General features: G+C 59.5%; 19 protein-coding genes, 1 tRNA gene and 1 pseudogene. 15 read left to right on the top strand and 6 right to left on the bottom strand.

Going from position 1 to position 17,208, the window contains the following annotated elements:
• Positions 1-96: 96 nt before the first annotated feature.
• From ACOOHD_RS14025 to ACOOHD_RS14015, 3 genes are all read right to left on the bottom strand, one after another.
• Positions 97-1,689 carry a trigger factor gene (locus ACOOHD_RS14025; RefSeq protein ID WP_420458506.1) on the bottom strand — a complete coding sequence of 531 codons (1,593 nt, stop codon included), beginning with the start codon at positions 1,687-1,689 and terminating at the stop codon, positions 97-99.
• A gap of 58 nt (positions 1,690-1,747) precedes the next feature.
• Positions 1,748-1,829: transfer RNA gene (locus ACOOHD_RS14020), tRNA-Leu, on the bottom strand.
• A gap of 88 nt (positions 1,830-1,917) precedes the next feature.
• Positions 1,918-2,277, bottom strand: coding sequence for a SnoaL-like domain-containing protein (locus ACOOHD_RS14015; protein WP_420458505.1), 360 nt, complete (start codon positions 2,275-2,277; stop codon positions 1,918-1,920).
• 136 nt (positions 2,278-2,413) lie between these two features.
• On the opposite strand from ACOOHD_RS14015, the gene ACOOHD_RS14010 reads away from it, so the two are divergent.
• The 9 genes and pseudogenes from ACOOHD_RS14010 to ACOOHD_RS13970 all read left to right on the top strand — a co-directional run.
• Positions 2,414-3,583, top strand: a complete 1,170-nt coding sequence (locus tag ACOOHD_RS14010) for a class I SAM-dependent methyltransferase (RefSeq protein WP_420458504.1) — start codon at positions 2,414-2,416, stop codon at positions 3,581-3,583.
• 250 nt (positions 3,584-3,833) lie between these two features.
• Positions 3,834-4,787, top strand: coding sequence for a hypothetical protein (locus ACOOHD_RS14005; RefSeq protein WP_420458503.1), 954 nt, complete (start codon positions 3,834-3,836; stop codon positions 4,785-4,787).
• Positions 4,787-5,794, top strand: a complete 1,008-nt coding sequence (locus ACOOHD_RS14000; protein ID WP_420458502.1) for a vWA domain-containing protein — start codon at positions 4,787-4,789, stop codon at positions 5,792-5,794. Before ACOOHD_RS14005 ends, ACOOHD_RS14000 begins: the two co-directional genes overlap by 1 nt.
• A gap of 37 nt (positions 5,795-5,831) precedes the next feature.
• Positions 5,832-6,380 (top strand): hypothetical protein, encoded by a 549-nt coding sequence (locus ACOOHD_RS13995; RefSeq protein ID WP_420458501.1) that lies wholly within the window; start codon positions 5,832-5,834, stop codon positions 6,378-6,380.
• Positions 6,381-6,403: 23 nt separating this feature from the next.
• Positions 6,404-7,420 (top strand): VWA domain-containing protein, encoded by a 1,017-nt coding sequence (locus tag ACOOHD_RS13990; RefSeq protein WP_420458500.1) that lies wholly within the window; start codon positions 6,404-6,406, stop codon positions 7,418-7,420.
• A gap of 35 nt (positions 7,421-7,455) precedes the next feature.
• Positions 7,456-7,683, top strand: a complete 228-nt coding sequence (locus ACOOHD_RS13985) for a hypothetical protein (protein ID WP_420458499.1) — start codon at positions 7,456-7,458, stop codon at positions 7,681-7,683.
• A gap of 29 nt (positions 7,684-7,712) precedes the next feature.
• The gene (locus ACOOHD_RS13980; RefSeq protein WP_420461433.1) at positions 7,713-7,892 is read left to right on the top strand and encodes a type II toxin-antitoxin system RelE family toxin; all 180 of its coding nucleotides are present in this window, start codon (positions 7,713-7,715) and stop codon (positions 7,890-7,892) included.
• A 17-nt stretch (positions 7,893-7,909) separates the two neighbouring features.
• The gene (locus ACOOHD_RS13975) at positions 7,910-8,374 is read left to right on the top strand and encodes a helix-turn-helix domain-containing protein (protein ID WP_420458498.1); all 465 of its coding nucleotides are present in this window, start codon (positions 7,910-7,912) and stop codon (positions 8,372-8,374) included.
• A pseudogene (locus ACOOHD_RS13970) lies at positions 8,362-8,946 on the top strand (IS630 family transposase); the annotation flags it as partial. The gene ACOOHD_RS13975 and the pseudogene ACOOHD_RS13970, both read left to right, overlap by 13 nt.
• A gap of 143 nt (positions 8,947-9,089) precedes the next feature.
• Here ACOOHD_RS13970 and purN read toward each other — a convergent pair.
• From purN to mce, 3 genes are all read right to left on the bottom strand, one after another.
• Positions 9,090-9,653, bottom strand: coding sequence for a phosphoribosylglycinamide formyltransferase (purN, locus tag ACOOHD_RS13965; RefSeq protein WP_420458497.1), 564 nt, complete (start codon positions 9,651-9,653; stop codon positions 9,090-9,092).
• A 150-nt stretch (positions 9,654-9,803) separates the two neighbouring features.
• Positions 9,804-11,060 (bottom strand): MFS transporter, encoded by a 1,257-nt coding sequence (locus ACOOHD_RS13960; RefSeq protein WP_420458496.1) that lies wholly within the window; start codon positions 11,058-11,060, stop codon positions 9,804-9,806.
• The gene (gene mce / locus ACOOHD_RS13955) at positions 11,057-11,464 is read right to left on the bottom strand and encodes a methylmalonyl-CoA epimerase (RefSeq protein WP_420458495.1); all 408 of its coding nucleotides are present in this window, start codon (positions 11,462-11,464) and stop codon (positions 11,057-11,059) included. Before mce ends, ACOOHD_RS13960 begins: the two co-directional genes overlap by 4 nt.
• 152 nt (positions 11,465-11,616) lie before the next feature.
• Between mce and ACOOHD_RS13950 the strand changes: the two genes are divergently transcribed.
• The 6 genes from ACOOHD_RS13950 (at position 11,617) to ACOOHD_RS13925 (ending at position 17,151) form a co-directional block, all read left to right on the top strand.
• The gene (locus ACOOHD_RS13950) at positions 11,617-12,879 is read left to right on the top strand and encodes a glutamate-5-semialdehyde dehydrogenase (protein WP_420458494.1); all 1,263 of its coding nucleotides are present in this window, start codon (positions 11,617-11,619) and stop codon (positions 12,877-12,879) included.
• Positions 12,880-13,107: 228 nt separating this feature from the next.
• On the top strand, positions 13,108-14,139 hold the full coding sequence (locus tag ACOOHD_RS13945; RefSeq protein ID WP_420458493.1) for a potassium channel family protein: 1,032 nt from the start codon (positions 13,108-13,110) through the stop codon (positions 14,137-14,139).
• Between the two features lie 162 nt (positions 14,140-14,301).
• The gene (gene meaB / locus ACOOHD_RS13940; RefSeq protein WP_420458492.1) at positions 14,302-15,285 is read left to right on the top strand and encodes a methylmalonyl Co-A mutase-associated GTPase MeaB; all 984 of its coding nucleotides are present in this window, start codon (positions 14,302-14,304) and stop codon (positions 15,283-15,285) included.
• A complete protein-coding gene (locus tag ACOOHD_RS13935; protein WP_420458491.1) occupies positions 15,282-15,869 on the top strand; it encodes a LemA family protein in 588 nt (195 codons plus the stop codon). Before meaB ends, ACOOHD_RS13935 begins: the two co-directional genes overlap by 4 nt.
• A complete protein-coding gene (locus ACOOHD_RS13930; RefSeq protein ID WP_420458490.1) occupies positions 15,869-16,300 on the top strand; it encodes a TPM domain-containing protein in 432 nt (143 codons plus the stop codon). Before ACOOHD_RS13935 ends, ACOOHD_RS13930 begins: the two co-directional genes overlap by 1 nt.
• A gap of 2 nt (positions 16,301-16,302) precedes the next feature.
• Entirely contained in the window at positions 16,303-17,151 is an 849-nt protein-coding gene (locus tag ACOOHD_RS13925) for a TPM domain-containing protein (protein WP_420458489.1), read from the top strand.
• The last annotated feature ends 57 nt before the right edge of the window (positions 17,152-17,208 follow it).

Below are 17,208 nucleotides of genomic sequence, written 5' to 3'. Positions count from 1 at the left end.
CAGAGTAGCACGAAGGGATGCACAGAGTGGCACAAAGTCTAAGACAACACTTCGTGTAACTCTGAGCCCTACTTTGTGAGACTCTGTGGTTCAACACTATTCCTCCTCCCCACCGGCCGGCGTATTCGCCTCATTAAAGGCTTTGATCGTCTCGTTGAACTCATCAACCGTCAGCTCCTGCTCCTCCAGGGTCACTGCATCGCGGACCGCGGCCATGATCTTTTTCTCCAGGGCATTGCCGCTAAGCTCCTCGCGCTGCTTTTCGTCCTTGAGCATGTTCTGGACGTAGTTATCCAGGAACTCGTCGGTGAGGAAGCCAGGGCGCTGGCCGCCGAGCATCTGGAGCAGTGAGTCTAGGGCCTCGGCACGTACATCTTCGTACTGTAGCTCGATCTTCTTTTGTTCGGCAACCTTATTGCGGATCAGCATCCAGCGTACGCCGCGCTCGAAGAGTTCGAAGTCGGATTCGCTGTCCTTTTTACTGAGCTTCTTCATTAGCTCGGTGGGTACTTCGAAGTCGTTGCCCTCGACCAGGGCCTTTTGAATTTCGAAGTTGGCCATCGACACCCCCTGCTTATTGAAGCCCTCGGAGGCGTTCTGGGCCAGGCGCTCGCGCAGCTGTTCTTCGTTGGTGATCTCGCCCGTGGGGTCGAACTGGATGAAGAACTCTTCATTAAGTTCGGCCGGCGTCAGGCGGGCTATTTTATTAACGGTGATGGTGAAGGACTTACCGCTGAGGTCTATATCGGCAGACGAGGTAGCCTCCTCCTGCTCCTCATCGAATTCTTCCTCCTCTTCTTCGGCCTCGTCAAAATCCTCTACGGTATCGATCTCGACGTCTTCCATTTCGACCTCGGACTCATCGATCTCGGCGTCCTCGAACTCCGACTGCGCATACTCATCCGATACGATATCTTCTAGCTCGTCGTCGAACTCATCATCGAACTCCTCATCCTCGTACTCGTCCTCATCGTCGACCGGGCCGTCGAGCTCCAGCAGGTACTTTTTGACGTTGGCCTCGGTGCCGTCCTTTTCTACGGTGGTGAGGTCATCGACGGTGATGCTGGTGCCAATGGGTTGACCCAGGAACTGCCCCTTGACGCTATCGCTAAGGCTATCGACGTACAGCGAGGTATCGTTGCTGATGGGTCCGTCAACCTCCTGAATGGTGACCTTGAGGATATCGTTTTCCCCAATGACACCCTCCGTTACATCTTCGGTCTCGCCCCGCTGCTTGCGTAGGCTCTCCAGTTGCTCGTCGATGAAGGCATCGTCCGTTTTGAGTACGTACTTTGTGAACGACTGCTCGGGTATGTGTAGCTCGAAGTCGGGCTCCAGTCCTAGGTCGTAGCTTAGTTTCAGGTCCTTGATGTTGGTGGCGCTGATGGTTTCCACCTTCTCGTCTTCATCGGGCAAGGGGCTGAAGATGAGCTTGATGTCGTTCTGCTCGATATAACCGAAGAGCTCCTCCTGGATGGTGCGGTCCAGCAGGGGGCCGAAAATCTGGTTACCCATCAACTTGCGCAGCGCCGACATGGGCACCTTACCCTTACGGAAGCCCTTGATACTCACGCGCTTGCTCTCCTTACGGAGTTCTTCGTTGAGTTGCTTACTGAGTTCTTCCTTCGAAAAAGCGAGCTGGATGCGACCGGTTACCGGCCCGGTCTTTTCGTACGTTACTTCGGCCATGTGTTGCTGCTACTGCGCGTGAAAAAAAGGCCTACCCGGTGGCAGGTAGGCCTGATAGTGCGGGTGAAAGGACTCGAACCTTCACGCCTTGCGGCACTAGATCCTAAATCTAGCGTGTATACCAATTTCACCACACCCGCGGCAAATGGCCCGCAAAGGTAATAGGGCTTTGGATAATGTGCAAGGGGTGGAGGAGATTGGGACGGGGGACAGAGAGATAGGGGAGGTTTAGCTCATGGGATAGATGAAGCGCTCAGAGACAATCTTTCCATCGCGTACTTCGTATACGCACATCTCGTGCTCCTGTACGCGCTGTCCATTCTGACGCGTCACGTCAATGCCCATACCAAGACTGATGTACTGCTGGTAGACCAGTGGATCGGTAACTTCCATGCTGTGTATGGTCATGCCCTCGTCGTATGCCGCGCTCTTGGCAATGAGAGCGTCGAGGCCAGTGATGTCGCCGTCGGGTACGCCGGGCATTTCGTGGGAGGAGGCGTCAGGCGCGAAAAGCTCCCGGTAGGCTTGGGTACTTTTTTGCTGGCGGCAAAGCTCAACGAGGCGGTCGGCAATTTGATGGGTGGTCATAGTACGGTGGTTTATGTTTGAACGAATATAGGAGACAGGGGTGAATAAAACAAGGTGTTGCAAAAAATTCATCATTAAAACTTTCTGCTTTATATTTGACCCCTGCACCTGCGGCCCCGCCACTTACCTTTGTTAGATGCCAAACGACGCCCGCACACAGTTTTGGGAGACCGCCCGCCGCGCCACCCTCTCCGGCCGACTGGTCAAGCTTACGCTGAGTAAGCCACGGCGAAAGGATGCGGAGCTACCACGTAACCTTTATGCCCGCCCTGTGGAGCTTAAGGATGAGCACGTGCTACAGGTTACCCACCGCTACGCCGACCGAGAGGAAGCCAAGAACTACCCGTACGCCGAGGGCCTGAGGTACCTGCAGGATGAGCTGGTTGAAAGCTTCTACAATGCCGATCTCTTTAGCCTCGACGAGCAGCTGTCGATCATGCAGTCCCGCAAGGGCAATGCTCGTCTGCGCGAGCAGGGCCCCCAGCACCGGGAGGCCGTGATGACCCATGATCGGGAGAAGTTTCGCGCCATCGCGGCTGACCGACCCTATCTCCACGCGCTGGGTATCACCACCGCTGCCGGAGAGGTTACCGCCGCCGGCCGCCGCAAGTACAAGCAGATCAATAAATTCGTGGAGATCGTCGACGGCCTGCTGCGCGATCACCCCTTACCGGCTGGGGCACAGGTGGTGGACATGGGCTCCGGCAGCGGCTACCTCACCTTCGCCCTCTACGATCACTTGGTCAATACGCTGGGCCTAGACGTACGGGTCACGGGGGTAGAGCTGCGCCCGCAGTTGGTAGAGAAGTGCCGCCAGATTGCCGCCGAAAGTCACTTCACGCAGCTACACTTCGCGGAGGGCTACATCGACACCTATCAGCCCGAGCGCATCGACCTACTCATCGCCCTGCACGCCTGCGATACGGCCACCGATGATGCACTCTACCAGGGCATTCGGGTCGGGGCCGAGATTATGATCGTGGCCCCCTGCTGCCAGAAACAGGTACGCCGTGACATGGTCGTCCCCGATGACCTCAAACCCCTCCTCGACAACGGCATCCTGCTGGAGCGGCAGGCGGCTATGGTCACCGATGGGCTCCGAGCGCTCTATCTTCAGGGTGCCGGTTATGCCACCAAGCTCTTCGAGTTCATCCCCCTGGAGCACACGGCCAAGAACGTCATGATCACGGCCGTCAAGCAGGCAGGGACAAGCAACCGGGCGGGGGCGCAGGTGCAGTGGGAAGGGGTGAAACGGCGATTTGGCGTGGAGCGGCACCGGCTGGAGGAGTTGCTGTATGCGGGCTAGTGGGTCGTGGCATCTTCGCCGCGGTGCGCCGATCCACCCCACCTCACCGCAGTTTACTGGTCGCTACCGTCTTTAGCTAAACCCCGGCAAGGATGCCGGGAGCCGATCGGAGGGGGAGTCTGCGGGTCGCTACTGTTTTTGGTTAACCCCGGCAGGGATGCCGGGAGCCAGCGTGTGAGGCAGGGATGCCAGAAACCACTGCCGGGAGCCTGAAGGGAGCAGAATGCAAATTCTTTCGGACCTTAGCCCCATGCCGCCGCGCCACCTCTTTTTGCTGGTTCTCCTGCTGCCGGTGGCGAACGCCGCGCAGGCCCAGCAGTCGACGAACCGCAACGTGAACGTACGGGCGGAGCTGGCGCGCAGCGAGATCACCATCGGCGATCAGATCTACCTGGACGTCAATATCTCCGCCCCACCGGGCACGAAGGTGGTGCCGCTGGACCCGGCGATCCTCAATGCCATGCCGGGCGTAGAGGTAATCAGGGATGAGGAGCTGCGCACCGTAGCCGAGAATCCAGAGCTACTGCTCGAGCAACGCCTACTCATCACGAGCTTCGATACGGGCTACGTGACCATCCAGCCCCTGCCCATCTATTACGAGGATGCGATGGGCCTGCGCGATACAGCTTATACCACCGACTTCCTGCTCACCGTACGGGGTGCGGTGGTCTCCGCCGAGGACGATATCCTGCCCATCAAGCCAATCATCGAGGAGCCGCGTAACTTGCTGGACTACTGGTGGGTCCTGGCGGTAGTGGGGCTTGTACTAGTCGGATTGGGCTACCGGGAGTATCGCCGTCGCGCGACCAAGCCCGCACCCGCGGCCCCGCCCCCCCCGCCCGCCCACGTGCGTGCCCTGACGGCGCTGGACGAGTTGGAAGCCAAGAGACTGTGGCAAACCGGGCGGACCGATGCCTACTACGTGGAGTTGACGCGCATTCTGCGGACCTATCTGGAGGCACGTTTCGACCTGCCGGCACTAGAGATGACTACGCGACAAATCACGCAGGCGCTAGGCAACCGCTCGGAGCTGAATCGGGAGCAACGCGAGGAACTCAGTGAGCTCCTGCAGCTGTCTGACCTCGTAAAATTCGCCAAAGCCACACCGGCGGAGGACCTACACCCCCGCGGGCTGCAACGGGTACGCGACTTTGTGCGGGAAACCACGCGGGCAGAGGTGGTGTCTACTGAAAAAGTCGACTGATGGGCTGGTTCAATCAATTCAGCTTCGTGTATCCCTGGTTGCTGCCGCTGGTGGTGTTGCCCGTGCTGCTGTACGTGTGGAACCAGCGGCGGGCGGGGGAGCGGCTGGTGAGTCTGCGGCTACCGAGTACGCGCTCGGTAGATGGATTGACGAGCTGGCGGAGTGCGCTGCGGCCCTTCCTGCCCCTGCTGCAGGTGGTGGCACTGGTACTGATGATCATTGCCCTGGCCCGGCCGCGGCTGGACCTGAGTGAAGAATCGGTGACGGCCGAGGGCATCGACATCGTGCTTACGATGGACCTGTCGACGAGCATGGGCGCGCAGGACTTCACGCCCAACCGGCTGGAGGTGGCTAAGGAGGTAGCGCGGGATTTCGTGAGCCGCCGGGAGTTCGACCGGATCGGGCTGGTAGCCTACGCGGGGGAAGCCTATACCAAGGCGCCACTGACGGTGGATAAGCAGATCATCGACCGCTTCATCAGCGAGTTGCAGATGGGGGAAATTACGGACGGGACGGCCATCGGCCTGGGGCTGGAGACGGCCATCAACCGGCTCAAGGATAGTGAGGCGGTGAGTAAGATCATCATTCTACTGACGGACGGGGAAAACAACGCCGGCGACCGGCATAAGCCAGAGGTGGCCGCCGAGATTGCGCGCAAATTCGGTATCCGGGTGTACACTATCGGGGTGGGCAGTGGGGAAGAAACGCTGATGCCCTCCGCACCGATCGGGGGTGGGCGGTACCGCTTCAAGCCGACACGGGGCACGGTGGACGATAAGCTGCTGGCCTACATCGCCGAGGAGACCAATGGGCGGTACTTCCGGGCGCGGGATACTGAAGAATTGGAGTCGATCTACGACTACATCGATGAGCTAGAGAAGACGGAGATCGAGACCACGGTCTTCAAGCGGTACGAGGAGCGGTTCGGGATCTTTCTGGGCCTGGGCCTGCTGCTGCTGGTGCTGGAAACCGTGCTACGGTATACGGTGTTGAAGACTATTCCTTAAACCTCCCCTAGCCCCTCCATAAGAGGGGGATCGCCTTATGCTTTCATCCCTACCCGCCGCCCGCGAGCAACTGGAACTCGTCTATAGTCTGATGTACATCGAGGGCCGGCCGGGCTCCCAACAGGTGGCCTTTGCCGATCTGATGTTCACCGCCCTGTCCGATCTGCTGGACTACCTGCCGGAGGAGGGGGTAACCGAGCTGCTGTTCCGCCTGAGCGAGGGCGTAGAGGCCATCAAGGTGGCCGAGCTGTACAACGTGCTGATCTGGTCGACCGACGCCCGGGGGCTGATCGATGCGGAGGAAATCCAGGAGTGGTTTTATACCAAGCAGCGGCGGCGCATCGAGATTGCGGCCCAGGTCGATCTGTTCCCGAGCAACAGCATGGACGAGAGCGAGCGGGTGATCGCGGGACTGCGTAAGCAATTTCCCGACCTGGAGCATGTGCTCAAGCCGCTAGCCAAGGAGGTGAAGGCGCAACTGAAGGAGGAGCGGGCGTGGTCGGATTACCGGAAGGATACCTTCGAGATGCCGAAGGAGATGACGCCGGGGATCATGAAGATCATTAAAGATATTAAATTGCGCTAACTCGACCTTGTATCTTGCTAACTATGTTCCGCATAGAACACCCCGAATACCTCTGGCTCCTCCTGCTCGTGCCGCTCATGGCTGGCCTGTTCCTATGGTACTGGCGCCGGCGCCGGGCCGCCCTGGACCGTTTTGCCGACCGCGAGCTGCTCGATTACCTGGCTCCGGGGGTGAACCGGCGGCTACCGTGGACGAAGTTCGGCCTACTACTGGCGAGTATGCCGTTATTAATCCTGGCCCTTGCTAACCCCCAGTGGTCGGCCCAACGGGAGGAGATGCAGCGGCGGGGCATCGACCTCATCGTAGCCCTCGACATCAGCAACTCGATGCTGGCCGAGGACGTGAAGCCGAGCCGGATGGACCGGGCGCGCTTTTTCACCACGACGCTCATTGATGAACTGGCCGGCAATAACATCGGGGTGGAGCTTTTCACCTGCACGGCGGTGATGTCGGCCCCGCTAACCACGGACTATAGCTTCGTCAAGAGCGTGGTGAGCACGGCGGCCCCCTACCAGATCAGTGCGCAGGGTACGAACCTGGCCGAGGCCATCGACGTGGCCGAGGCGGCCTTCGACGAGAAAAGCGCTAACCACCGGGCGCTAATCATCGTCTCCGACGGTGAAGACCACGATGGGTCGGCGGCAGCTGCGGCGGCGCGGGCTCATGATGCGGGGCTGCTGGTCTATACGGTGGGGGTGGGTAAGTCCGGTGCGAGCCTCATGCCCGTCCAGCTCAACAACGGTAGGAGCGACTTCATCCGCGAACCCGGTGGCGGGCCGGCCACGACCAGTGCGGATCAGGCTACGCTAGAGGATATCGCCAGCAGTGGTGGCGGGGCCTACTTTACGCTTAGCGGGGATAGCGAAAACCTGGCTCAGGCCCTACGCGCGCAGGTGGACCGGATCGAGAAGCAGGAGTTTGAGACGCAGTCGTTTTCGAGCTACGATAGTTACTTCTACTGGTTTTTAGCACCCGGGGTGGTGTTGTTGCTGCTGGAGTTTGGACTGGGGTGGCGGGCGCGGGGTGCAACTGTCCGTTAGGCTGCCTTGTCTTAACTAAGCCAACTTAATGTAAAATGGAAAAACAAATAGCTATACAACCGGCAGACGGAGTGGATTTCTTGACCGATAGCCAGGGTAACAAGAAGGCTGTAGTCATTGACTTATCACAGCACGGCGACCTACTCCAGGACTTTTTCGATGTTATTATTGCCCGGCAACGACTTACGGAGGATGACACTATCTCCTTAGAAGATTTCCGTCGCGAGTTGACTAATGAAGGTGTGCTGGATGAAGGAGTATGAGATACGATTAGCTAGACGAGCGACTAAGGATCTGCGCCCGTATTAGCAAACCCTACTTGACTCAATTACTGCAAGCAATTGAAAATTTGAGCGGCGACCCGTTACCTACTGGTTGTAAGAGACTAGTCGGAGCCACCGATCTCTATCGAATCCGAGTGAGCGACTATCGAATTGTTTACACAGTAAGTAGTCAGACAGATTTAGTTTAACTTTCTTACTTTGCGGCATGAATGTACGCCACATCACCCTAAGCGCGGAAGAGCACGCTGCCTTACTGCAGGGTTGGAAAACCGGTAAACGCCACCCCTTCCGCTCCCGCTGCAACATGATTCTGCTCAGCGGTCAGGGCTACAACGCCACCGAGATTGCCGCCCTGGAGGGGGTAAGCCGCCAGACGGTAGCCCACTGGCTTAACCGCTACGAGGCGGGCGGTATTGCAGCGCTACACACGGTCAAGGGACAGGGTAGGCCCCCCATCGTGCGCCACGATAACCAGCCCCTGGTCGATAAGATCGAGGAGTTGGTCGAGCGCTATCCCCAGAAGATTGATCAGGCCCTGGCTGAGATTGAGACCCTTACGGGTAAACCCATGTCCAAAAAGACGCTGCAGCGCATCCTAAAAAAAACGGCTGGCGGTGGAAACGCTTCCGCCGTAGTACGGCCAAGCGGCCGCCGGCGGCGGCCGAAGTAATTGCGCAGGCTAGGGACGCGCTCAAGGCTTTGTTTGCCCTGGCCGTGTTACAGCAGATCGACTTACGTTTTGCTGATGAAAGTGCGTTTTGCCTGGAGCCCAATGTCCCCTACGGCTGGATCCGGGTGGGCGAGCAGCATGGCATCAGCAGCAGTAAAGCCGGTAAGATCAATGTATTCGGCCTACTCAACTACCGGGGCGACCTGACCAGCTACACCACCCGGGGTCGCGTCGATAGCGCTCAGGTGATCGAATGGATGGAGGACTTTGCCGCTACGCTCCAGCAACCCACCGTAGTGGTCATCGACAATGCCCCCTGGCACACCTCGGCGGCCGTAAGCGCAAAGATCGGGGAGTGGAAAACGCGGGGGCTGGAGCTGTTTTTTCTGCCCCCCTACTGTCCTCATCTCAACATCATCGAAACCCTGTGGCGCAAGATGAAGCACGAGTGGCTACGACCACAGGACTTCAACAGTGAGGCTGAACTGCACCAGCGGATCGAGGCTATATTGGACGGTTACGGGGAAGGGCTGTTCGACATCAACTTCAGTATAGATCAAATGTTAGTATAAATTTGTCTGACTACTTAGAACACGACGTATTAGTTGTTCTTGTAGTACGGGTAGGTCATCAGAAGGATATATACGATGATATTTAAGCGAGGAACGCCACCAGAGGGCTTACACCAGGGGCCCCTTCCCCTGCTGACACGGTACTACAACCCCCGCACCACTCGCCAATAATTTCCATGCTCCAGTCGCAGCACCCGCTCGGCAATCTGCTCGGTAGTGTCCTCTGGATCTAACCGTACGGCCGCCTGATAGATAATGCTGCCCTCATCGTAGTGCTCATCGACGTAATGGATGGTGATACCACTCTCCACTTCCCCGGCCGCTTTGACCGCTTCATGCACGTGTCTTCCATACATGCCCTTACCACCGTACTTCGGAAGTAGCGCCGGGTGAATATTGATGATTTTATTCGGGTAGGCCTGCACCAGGTAGGCCGGGATCAGCCAGAGAAAGCCGGCCAGTACGATCAGGTTAACCCGCAAGGTGTCGAGCGCTTGGAGGAGCTCCTTTCCCTCCGCCCAGTCGGCTCGTTTAACTACCAGGGTGGGCAGCCCACGCTCCGCCGCCACCATAAGGGCTCCCGCGGTTGACTTATTGCTGACTAATAAGACCACCTCTACTCCGTCCTCCGGATGTTCGCGAAAGCGGTCGATCATAACGCGGGCGTTGCTGCCGGTGCCGGAGGCGAAGAGGGCGATGCGCTTCATAGGCATTTACACTTTACAAAGTACCATTTACCGTGTACCATGTGCGGGGATGCTCGCTTCGCTCGTCGAGTGTCACAGCGGTAGCACGAGCGAAGCGAGCTGGCACGCAAATTTGCAATGGTACTTGGTACATTGTAAATGGTAAATCCTTTAGGCCACCGCCTTAATCCGCCGAGCCGTAAAGATCGCCACCACGCTCATCACAATAGTAAAGTAGCCCAGCACCTCGTAGTGCTCCAGCTTCCCGTCCGGTCCCTCGGTGATGATGAAGCCGGCGATGACGGTGCTAAAGAATAAAGCTGCCTCATTGACCGACTGCCGGATGCTCATGAAGCCCCCCCGGTTCTCGGGCCGTACGACGCTGGTGATCATCGTGGTGGCCGGTACGTTGCGACCGCTGGCGACGACGAAGAAACAGCTGGTGACGAGTAGGGCCAGTGGGATGGACTCCGTATTCAGATTAGTCAGGGCGAAGATGCTGAAGAGTGCTAGCACCGAGGCCATCGTGAACACCCGCAGCCGCCCGTAGCGATCCGCCAACTTGCCGAACAGGGGCAGGAGCACCACCGTCAGCAGTCCTCCGATGAGGTACACTAGGCTCACCTGCTTATCGGCGAAGCCAATGTTGATCTGCATGTAGGGCGCGATGAAGGGAATGATCGTGAAGTGGCCCAGCATCAGCGTCATAGTGAAGAGCAGGGCGGCCCGCTGATTGCTATCGGCGAAGATGGCCCGGAAGGGACCAACCACCCGCGTCAGGGCCGAGGTAGGCTGCAGGAGCTGAGCCTCCGGGTCACGACCTACATCGTCCATGTCGCCGCTGGGCACGATGGTCTGTTCCACCAAGTGGCCGCGCATCGACGGCACGGTAAAGAAAGCCAGCGTCACGAAGGCCGCCGCGATAGCCGCCGTAACCAGGAAGGGCGCGTGCCAGCCGTACTCCGCCGCGATCCAGATGCCGGCCGGTACCCCCACGACGGAGGCCGCCGAAAAGGCCGTCATCACCCAACCCATCGCCGAGGCGCGCCGCTCCAAGGGGATCACGTCGCCCACGATCGCTAGCACTAATGCCCCGAGGGTACCCCCGAAGAGCCCCGTCACGAAGCGTAGCAGGAGCAGTATCCCGTAGCTCGGTGCAAAGGCACAGGCCAGGGTACCCAGTGTGAAGCCGGTAAATAGAAAGAGTAGGGCCGTACGCCGGTCGAAGCGGTCGATCACCACCGTGCTCACCAGATTGCCTGAGAAGGCCGCCAGGGCGTAGGCCGACACCACCCAGGCGAACTGCCCCGGCGTAATCGCGAACTCGGTCATGATCGTCTTGCCCAGCGGCATGATGATCATAAAGTCGATAATGTGGCAAAACTGTACCGTGGCCAGGATGAACAGTAGACGTTTTTCACTGATCATGCGCGGCGGCTTTGGCAAATCTCAATGAGCACACCGTTGGTCGACTTAGGGTGTAGAAAACAGACCAACTTATTGTCCGCACCCTCCGTAGGTGTTTCTTGGAGTAGCTCGAAGCCGTCCTTCCGTAGTCGTTGCATCTCCGCTACGATATTCTCCACCTCGAAGGCCAGGTGGTGGATGCCGGGGCCGCGCTTGTCCAGGTACTTCTGGATCGGCCCGGTCTGACCCTCCGCAGCCACCAATTCCAGCTTGGCCCCATCACCACCGGCCGTAAAGAAACTTGTAGTAACGTGCTGAGCAGCCACCGTCTCCCGTTTGTAGCTCCCACGTCCGAGCAAGCGCTCCAGCAATTTTTCACTCTGGTCTAGATCGGCCACGGCAATACCAATATGTTCAAGGGTCATAGCATAAGTACAATGCTGCCACTCCCGATAGCTATCGGGACGCAAGAAAAATGAAGCCTCCCCCGATAGTTATCGGGGCGCTGAAAGGGCAAACTGCTATGAGAATAGTATTTTGCCAGACCGTATCAGCTCCCCTACAACGCCCCGCCGCCATGACAGTTGCCGCACCCGCCGCCCTTCCCGATACACTTCTGCACCTGCGCGCCGCCGCCCACCTGCTCAACCGGCTGCCCACCGAGAAGCTAAACGCCTGCCTGCGCCGCCTGGCCGAGCTCACCGAGGAAAATATCCCCGCTCTACTGCGCGCCAACGCCCTCGACCTGGCCCGCATGGAACCCACCAACCCGAAGTACGACCGCCTCCTACTCAACGCTGACCGCCTCCTAGCCATCGCCGCCGACCTGCGCCGCGTGGCCGACCTGCCCTCCCCGCTCTGCGTGACGCTGGAAGACCGGGAGCTAGCCAACGGACTGGCCCTCAGCCGCGTGAGCGTACCCATCGGCGTAGTCGGCATCGTCTTCGAATCGCGGCCGAACGTAACCTTCGACGTCTTCGCCCTGAACCTGAAGGCCGGCAATGCTACCGTGCTGAAGGGAAGCCGCGATGCCGCCGACAGCAACCGGGCCATCAAGGAACTGATCGACCGGGCCCTACAGGATACTGGTCTGCCCGCCGCCTGCTACCTGGCCCCGGCCGAGCGCGAGGCGCTGCTACCCATCCTGACCGCCGACGGGCTGGTCGACGTGATCATCCCCCGCGGCAGCCAGGGCCTCATCGACTACGTGCGTAAGCACGCCACCGTGCCCGTGATCGAGACCGGCGCCGGCATCTGCCATACCTACGTGGACGAGCAGGCTAATCTGGACTGGGCGCGCGCCATCGTCACCAATGCCAAGGCCCGCCGCGTGAGTGTCTGCAACGCCCTGGACTGCCTGCTGCTGCACCGCTCTCACCTGGCCGACCTGCACGAGCTGCTAGCCGATCTAGCCACCACCTACCACTGTGAGGTTTACGCTGACAAGCTCGCCTACGCTCAACTCGACGGGCAGTACCCGGCCGAGCTGTTACACCGCGCTACGGCAGAGTCCTTCGGCACGGAGTTTTTACGCATGGCTCTTGCTATTAAGGTAGTCGACGATATCGACGCGGCCATTGCCCACGTGAGTCGCTACGGCAGCCGCCACAGCGAGAGTATCGTGAGCGACAACGAGATCAACCAGGCCCGTTACCTACGCGAAATTGACGCGGCCGTGGTGTACGTCAATGCCAGTACGGCCTTTACCGACGGGGGGCAGTTCGAGCTCGGGGCGGAGATTGGCATCAGCACCCAGAAGCTACACGCACGGGGGCCTATGGGGCTGGCGGCGCTGACGAGCTATAAGTGGCTGGTGCGGGGGGAGGGGCAGGTGAGGTAGACCGGCCTTTGGTCGGGTAGAACCCTCGCTGGCGCGTTCGGGTATAGACCGCGTTGCGGGTAGAGCTGCCGCACGTCATGCCTGCGAGACGAGTCTAACCCGAAGGGTCTAGCCGCAACGCGGTCTACCCCAGCAAAGCTGGGTCTGCATAAGGTGCGGAGAATTTAAGCGGTAGCTTTCGGCCTGCCTCGCCCAGACTACCCTACTCCCGAACTACCCTACTACTAAATGATTCGTTTTCGCTTTACTACCAATGCATTGGATCTGCGCCTGGCGCTGCTGCTGCTGGTCGTCACGATGGGCGTGGGAACGGTGGGCCTGATGCTCATCGAGGGGTATACGTTGATCGATGCCTTCTATATGTCGGTGATTACGATCTCGACGGTGGGCTTTGGGGAGGTGCAGCCGCTTTCCGATGCGGGACGGCTGTTCGTGTCGGCGCTGGTGGTATTTAATATCGGTATCGTAGCCTACGTGCTGGCGGCCTTTTCGTATTACGTTATTGACGGCAAACTCTTCGAGACTATGCAGTACAACCGGATCCAGTCGAAGATCGAGAAAATGAAGGGGCACACCATCGTTTGTGGCTACGGCAAGTACGGACGGGAGATCGTGAGCCACCTGCGGCTGCACGACCACCCCTACGTGATCGTCGAACTCAACAAGGAGAAGCTTTCCGATTTGATCGAGGAAGATGAGGATAGCCTCTACGTTATTGACGATGCTACCCACGACGATGCCCTCTTCGCGGCGGGGATCGAGCGGGCCAGCTCCCTGATCACGGCGCTCAACGACGATAGCGATAACCTCTTCATCGTGCTTTCTTCCAAAGATCTCAATCCGACACTACGCATCGTGAGCCGGGCCAAGGAGCTACGCGGGCGCCAGAAGATGATCAAGGCCGGGGCCAGCCACGTGATTATGCCCGAGCAAATTGGCGGCTTTTACATGGCTACCCTGATCTCAAAGCCGGGGGCCGTGGAGTTCTTTAGCTTTATCACCAATGAGCTCTCGGCCGACATTGGCTTTGAGGAGCTGACTTACGACCAGCTGCCTGCGAAGTACCGCGGCAAGCCCATTCTAGACCTTAACCTGCGCTCTACCACCGGCGTGAACATTATTGGGCACCGCCTACAGGGGGGCAAGTACCAGGTTAATCCCGGTCCGGACACCGTGCTGGCTCCCGAGGGCAGTTTCATCGTGGTGGGCAACCCGAAACAGCTCGACGATTTTCGCAGGCTCTTTGACTTACCAGCCTAAGCGTAAAGCCGGACACCCACGCCGCCCGGGGCAGACTCGCGCATTACCGATTCGGGAAATGAAGCGATCGGTATGGCGGGGTGGCCGGTACGCTAAGAAACCATCGGGAGCCTTCATTTTGCGGCTTCATAACCCGCTTTAGGTATTCTTTAACCCCCCGCCATGGCCCCCGCCAATCTTTTCGCCGCCCTCACCACGCCTCACCACCGCCGCGCCCTAGGCCGTGCCATCACCCTGGTAGAGAGCAGCCGCCCGGAAGACCTGGCCCCCGCCGCGGAGCTTATCGCCCTAGCCGAGCAGCACACGCCGCGCCGGCCCACCTTCCGCCTTGGCATCAGCGGCACCCCCGGGGTAGGCAAGTCCACCTTCATCGAGGCCTACGGGCAGGAGCTGGTGCGGCGAGGTCACCGGCTGGCCGTACTGGCAATCGACCCCACAAGCAGTCTAAGTGGAGGTAGTATTCTGGGGGATAAAACCCGTATGGAACTACTCACCCGCCTGCCGGAGGTATACATCCGTCCCAGCCCCAACGCCGGGGAGCTCGGGGGAGTGGGGCCGGCCAGCCGGGCGGCGGTGCTGCTGTGTGAGGCGGCGGGGTACGATTACATCATTGTAGAAACGGTAGGAGTAGGGCAGTCGGAGTGGCAGGTACACAGCATGACGGATGCCTTCCTGTTGCTGGCCCAGCCCGCCAGCGGCGATGAGCTGCAGGGCATCAAACGGGGCATTCTGGAGCTGGCCGATCACTTAGTGGTCAATAAAGCCGATCATTTTCCTAAAGAGGCGCGCCTGGCCGCCGCCGAGCTACGCCGCAGTCTACACTTGGCTCCGGCGCGCCCGGATGGCTGGACCGTAGAGGTAGCCACCGCTAGCGCGCTCACCGGCACCGGAGTGGGAGAGGTGGTCGATCGTATGCAACACTACCGCGAGCAGCAGCACGCTCACCTTCTGGCGCGGCGGGGTGAGCAGCGCATCCTCTGGTTACACGAGCAGCTCCGACGCGAACTGCTACGAAGACTGGCGGGTTACCTAGAGGCAGCCGGCCTGGATAACGACCAACTTAGGCTACGGCTCGACCAACACATCACCATTCCCGCCACGGCAGATGTTATACTGGCGGACTTTCAACAAAACAGCAATCCATGAGATCCTTTTCCACCCTAGCCGTAGTCGTAGGTATTCTGGCCATCCTGCTCATCGCGGGCTGCTCCAGTTACAACGGCTTCGTCAACGCCGAGGAGAATGTAGAAAAAGTATGGTCCGACGTAGAAACGCAGTACCAGCGCCGCGCTGACCTGATCCCCAACCTGGTCAATACCGTAAAGGGCGCCGCCGAGTTCGAGCGGGGTACGCTAACGGAAGTCACCGAGGCCCGTGCCCGCGCTACTTCGATCAACATCGATGCGGATGACCTCACCGAGGAGAACCTGGCGCAGTTCCAGGCCGCCCAGGCGCAGGTCAGTCAGGGACTCGGTCGCCTACTCGCTACCGCGGAGGCTTACCCCCAGCTACAGTCTAATCAGCAGTTTCAGGCCCTCCAGGACGAGCTGGCCGGCACTGAAAACCGCATTGCCACCGCCCGCAGCCGCTTCAACGAGGCCGCTACGGACTACAACATCAAGGTACGCCGCTTCCCCGGTGCGCTTTTCGCCGGCGTATTTGGCTTTGACCAGAAGCCGCAGTTCCAGGCCGAGGCCGGTGCGCAGAACGCCCCGACGGTCGAATTCTAGTGGTCCGCTTCTTCAACAGAGAGGAGGAGGCGACCATCGTTGCCGCCATTCAGGCCGCGGAGCTAGCGACCTCCGGGGAGGTACGGGTGCACGTCGAAGTCGGTGCTCGTAGACCCGCCCTGGAGGTTGCCACCCGCGTATTTCGTGAGCTCGGTATGGAAAAGACGCAGGACCGCAATGGTGTGCTCATCCTGCTGGCCGTCGACCGCCGCGAGTTTGCCATCGTCGGAGATGAGGGCATCAATAAGGTGGTACCGGAGGACTTCTGGGCTACGGAGCGCGATTTAATGCAGCAGCACTTTAAGCAGGGGGAGTTTGCTACCGGGATTGAGAAGGCGATTGAACAGATCGGTACCAAGCTCAAGCAGTACTTCCCCTACCAGACCGACGACGTCAACGAGCTGCCCGACGCGATCAGCTACAATAAATAAGCTTGACCTATCCCTCACATCCCCTGCTTTTTCGTCCCCAGCGCTGGCTGGCCGTTATGGTACTGTGCGTGGTGACCCTGCTGCTGGCCGCCCAGCCCGCCGTGCCTCCGAAGAGCAATCAGTTGGTCAATGACTACGCCGGACTGATGACACAGGCCGAGCGGAATCAGCTCACCCAGGCGCTCAACGCCTACGCTAAGGAAACCTCCACCCAAATCGCCGTAGTCACCGAGACCTCCCTCCAGGGGCAGGATGCCTTCGACCGCAGCCTGGCCATTGCCGTGGAGTGGGGCATCGGCGGATCGGAGCAGAAGGACAACGGGGTGCTAGTCTACGTCGCCAAAGACGACCGCAAGATATTCATCCAGACCGGCTACGGGGCCGAGGGGTTCCTTAACGATGCCCGCGCCGGCCGCATCATCCGCAACATCATGACGCCGGCCTTCCGGCAGGGTAACTACTACGCCGGCATTGCCGGGGCCGTGCAGGCCATCATGGACGCCGGTCGGGGGGAGTACACCGCTGACGATACGGAACCGGCGGCCACTCCAGGCATCCCGCCCATCTTCATTTTCCTATTCATCTTCCTCATCTTTATGCTGCTCAACCGCTTCGGTAATCGGCACGACGATGATGATGATGACGATGGGGGCTACTGGCGCGACGGCCGCTACGACGAGCGCAATCCACGGCGGCGGCGGCGGGGTGGTGGCTGGTTCATCCTACCCGGCGGCTTCGGTGGTGGTGGCGGAGGTGGTTTTAGTGGGGGCGGCGGCTTTGGCGGCGGCGGTGGATTTGGTGGCTTTGGCGGGGGAGGTTTTGGTGGTGGCGGGGCCGGTGGGGGCTGGTAGCCGACCGTAGTTGCTGTCCCTTTAACGACTCGTTCACAGCCTTTCCGGCTTCGGTGG

The organism is Neolewinella sp. (assembly GCF_965214665.1).
Taxonomy (GTDB): Bacteria; Bacteroidota; Bacteroidia; order Chitinophagales; family Saprospiraceae; genus Neolewinella.
The sequence above is the reverse complement of the archived record's forward strand: the minus strand, read 5'-3'. Positions and strand labels throughout refer to the sequence as shown.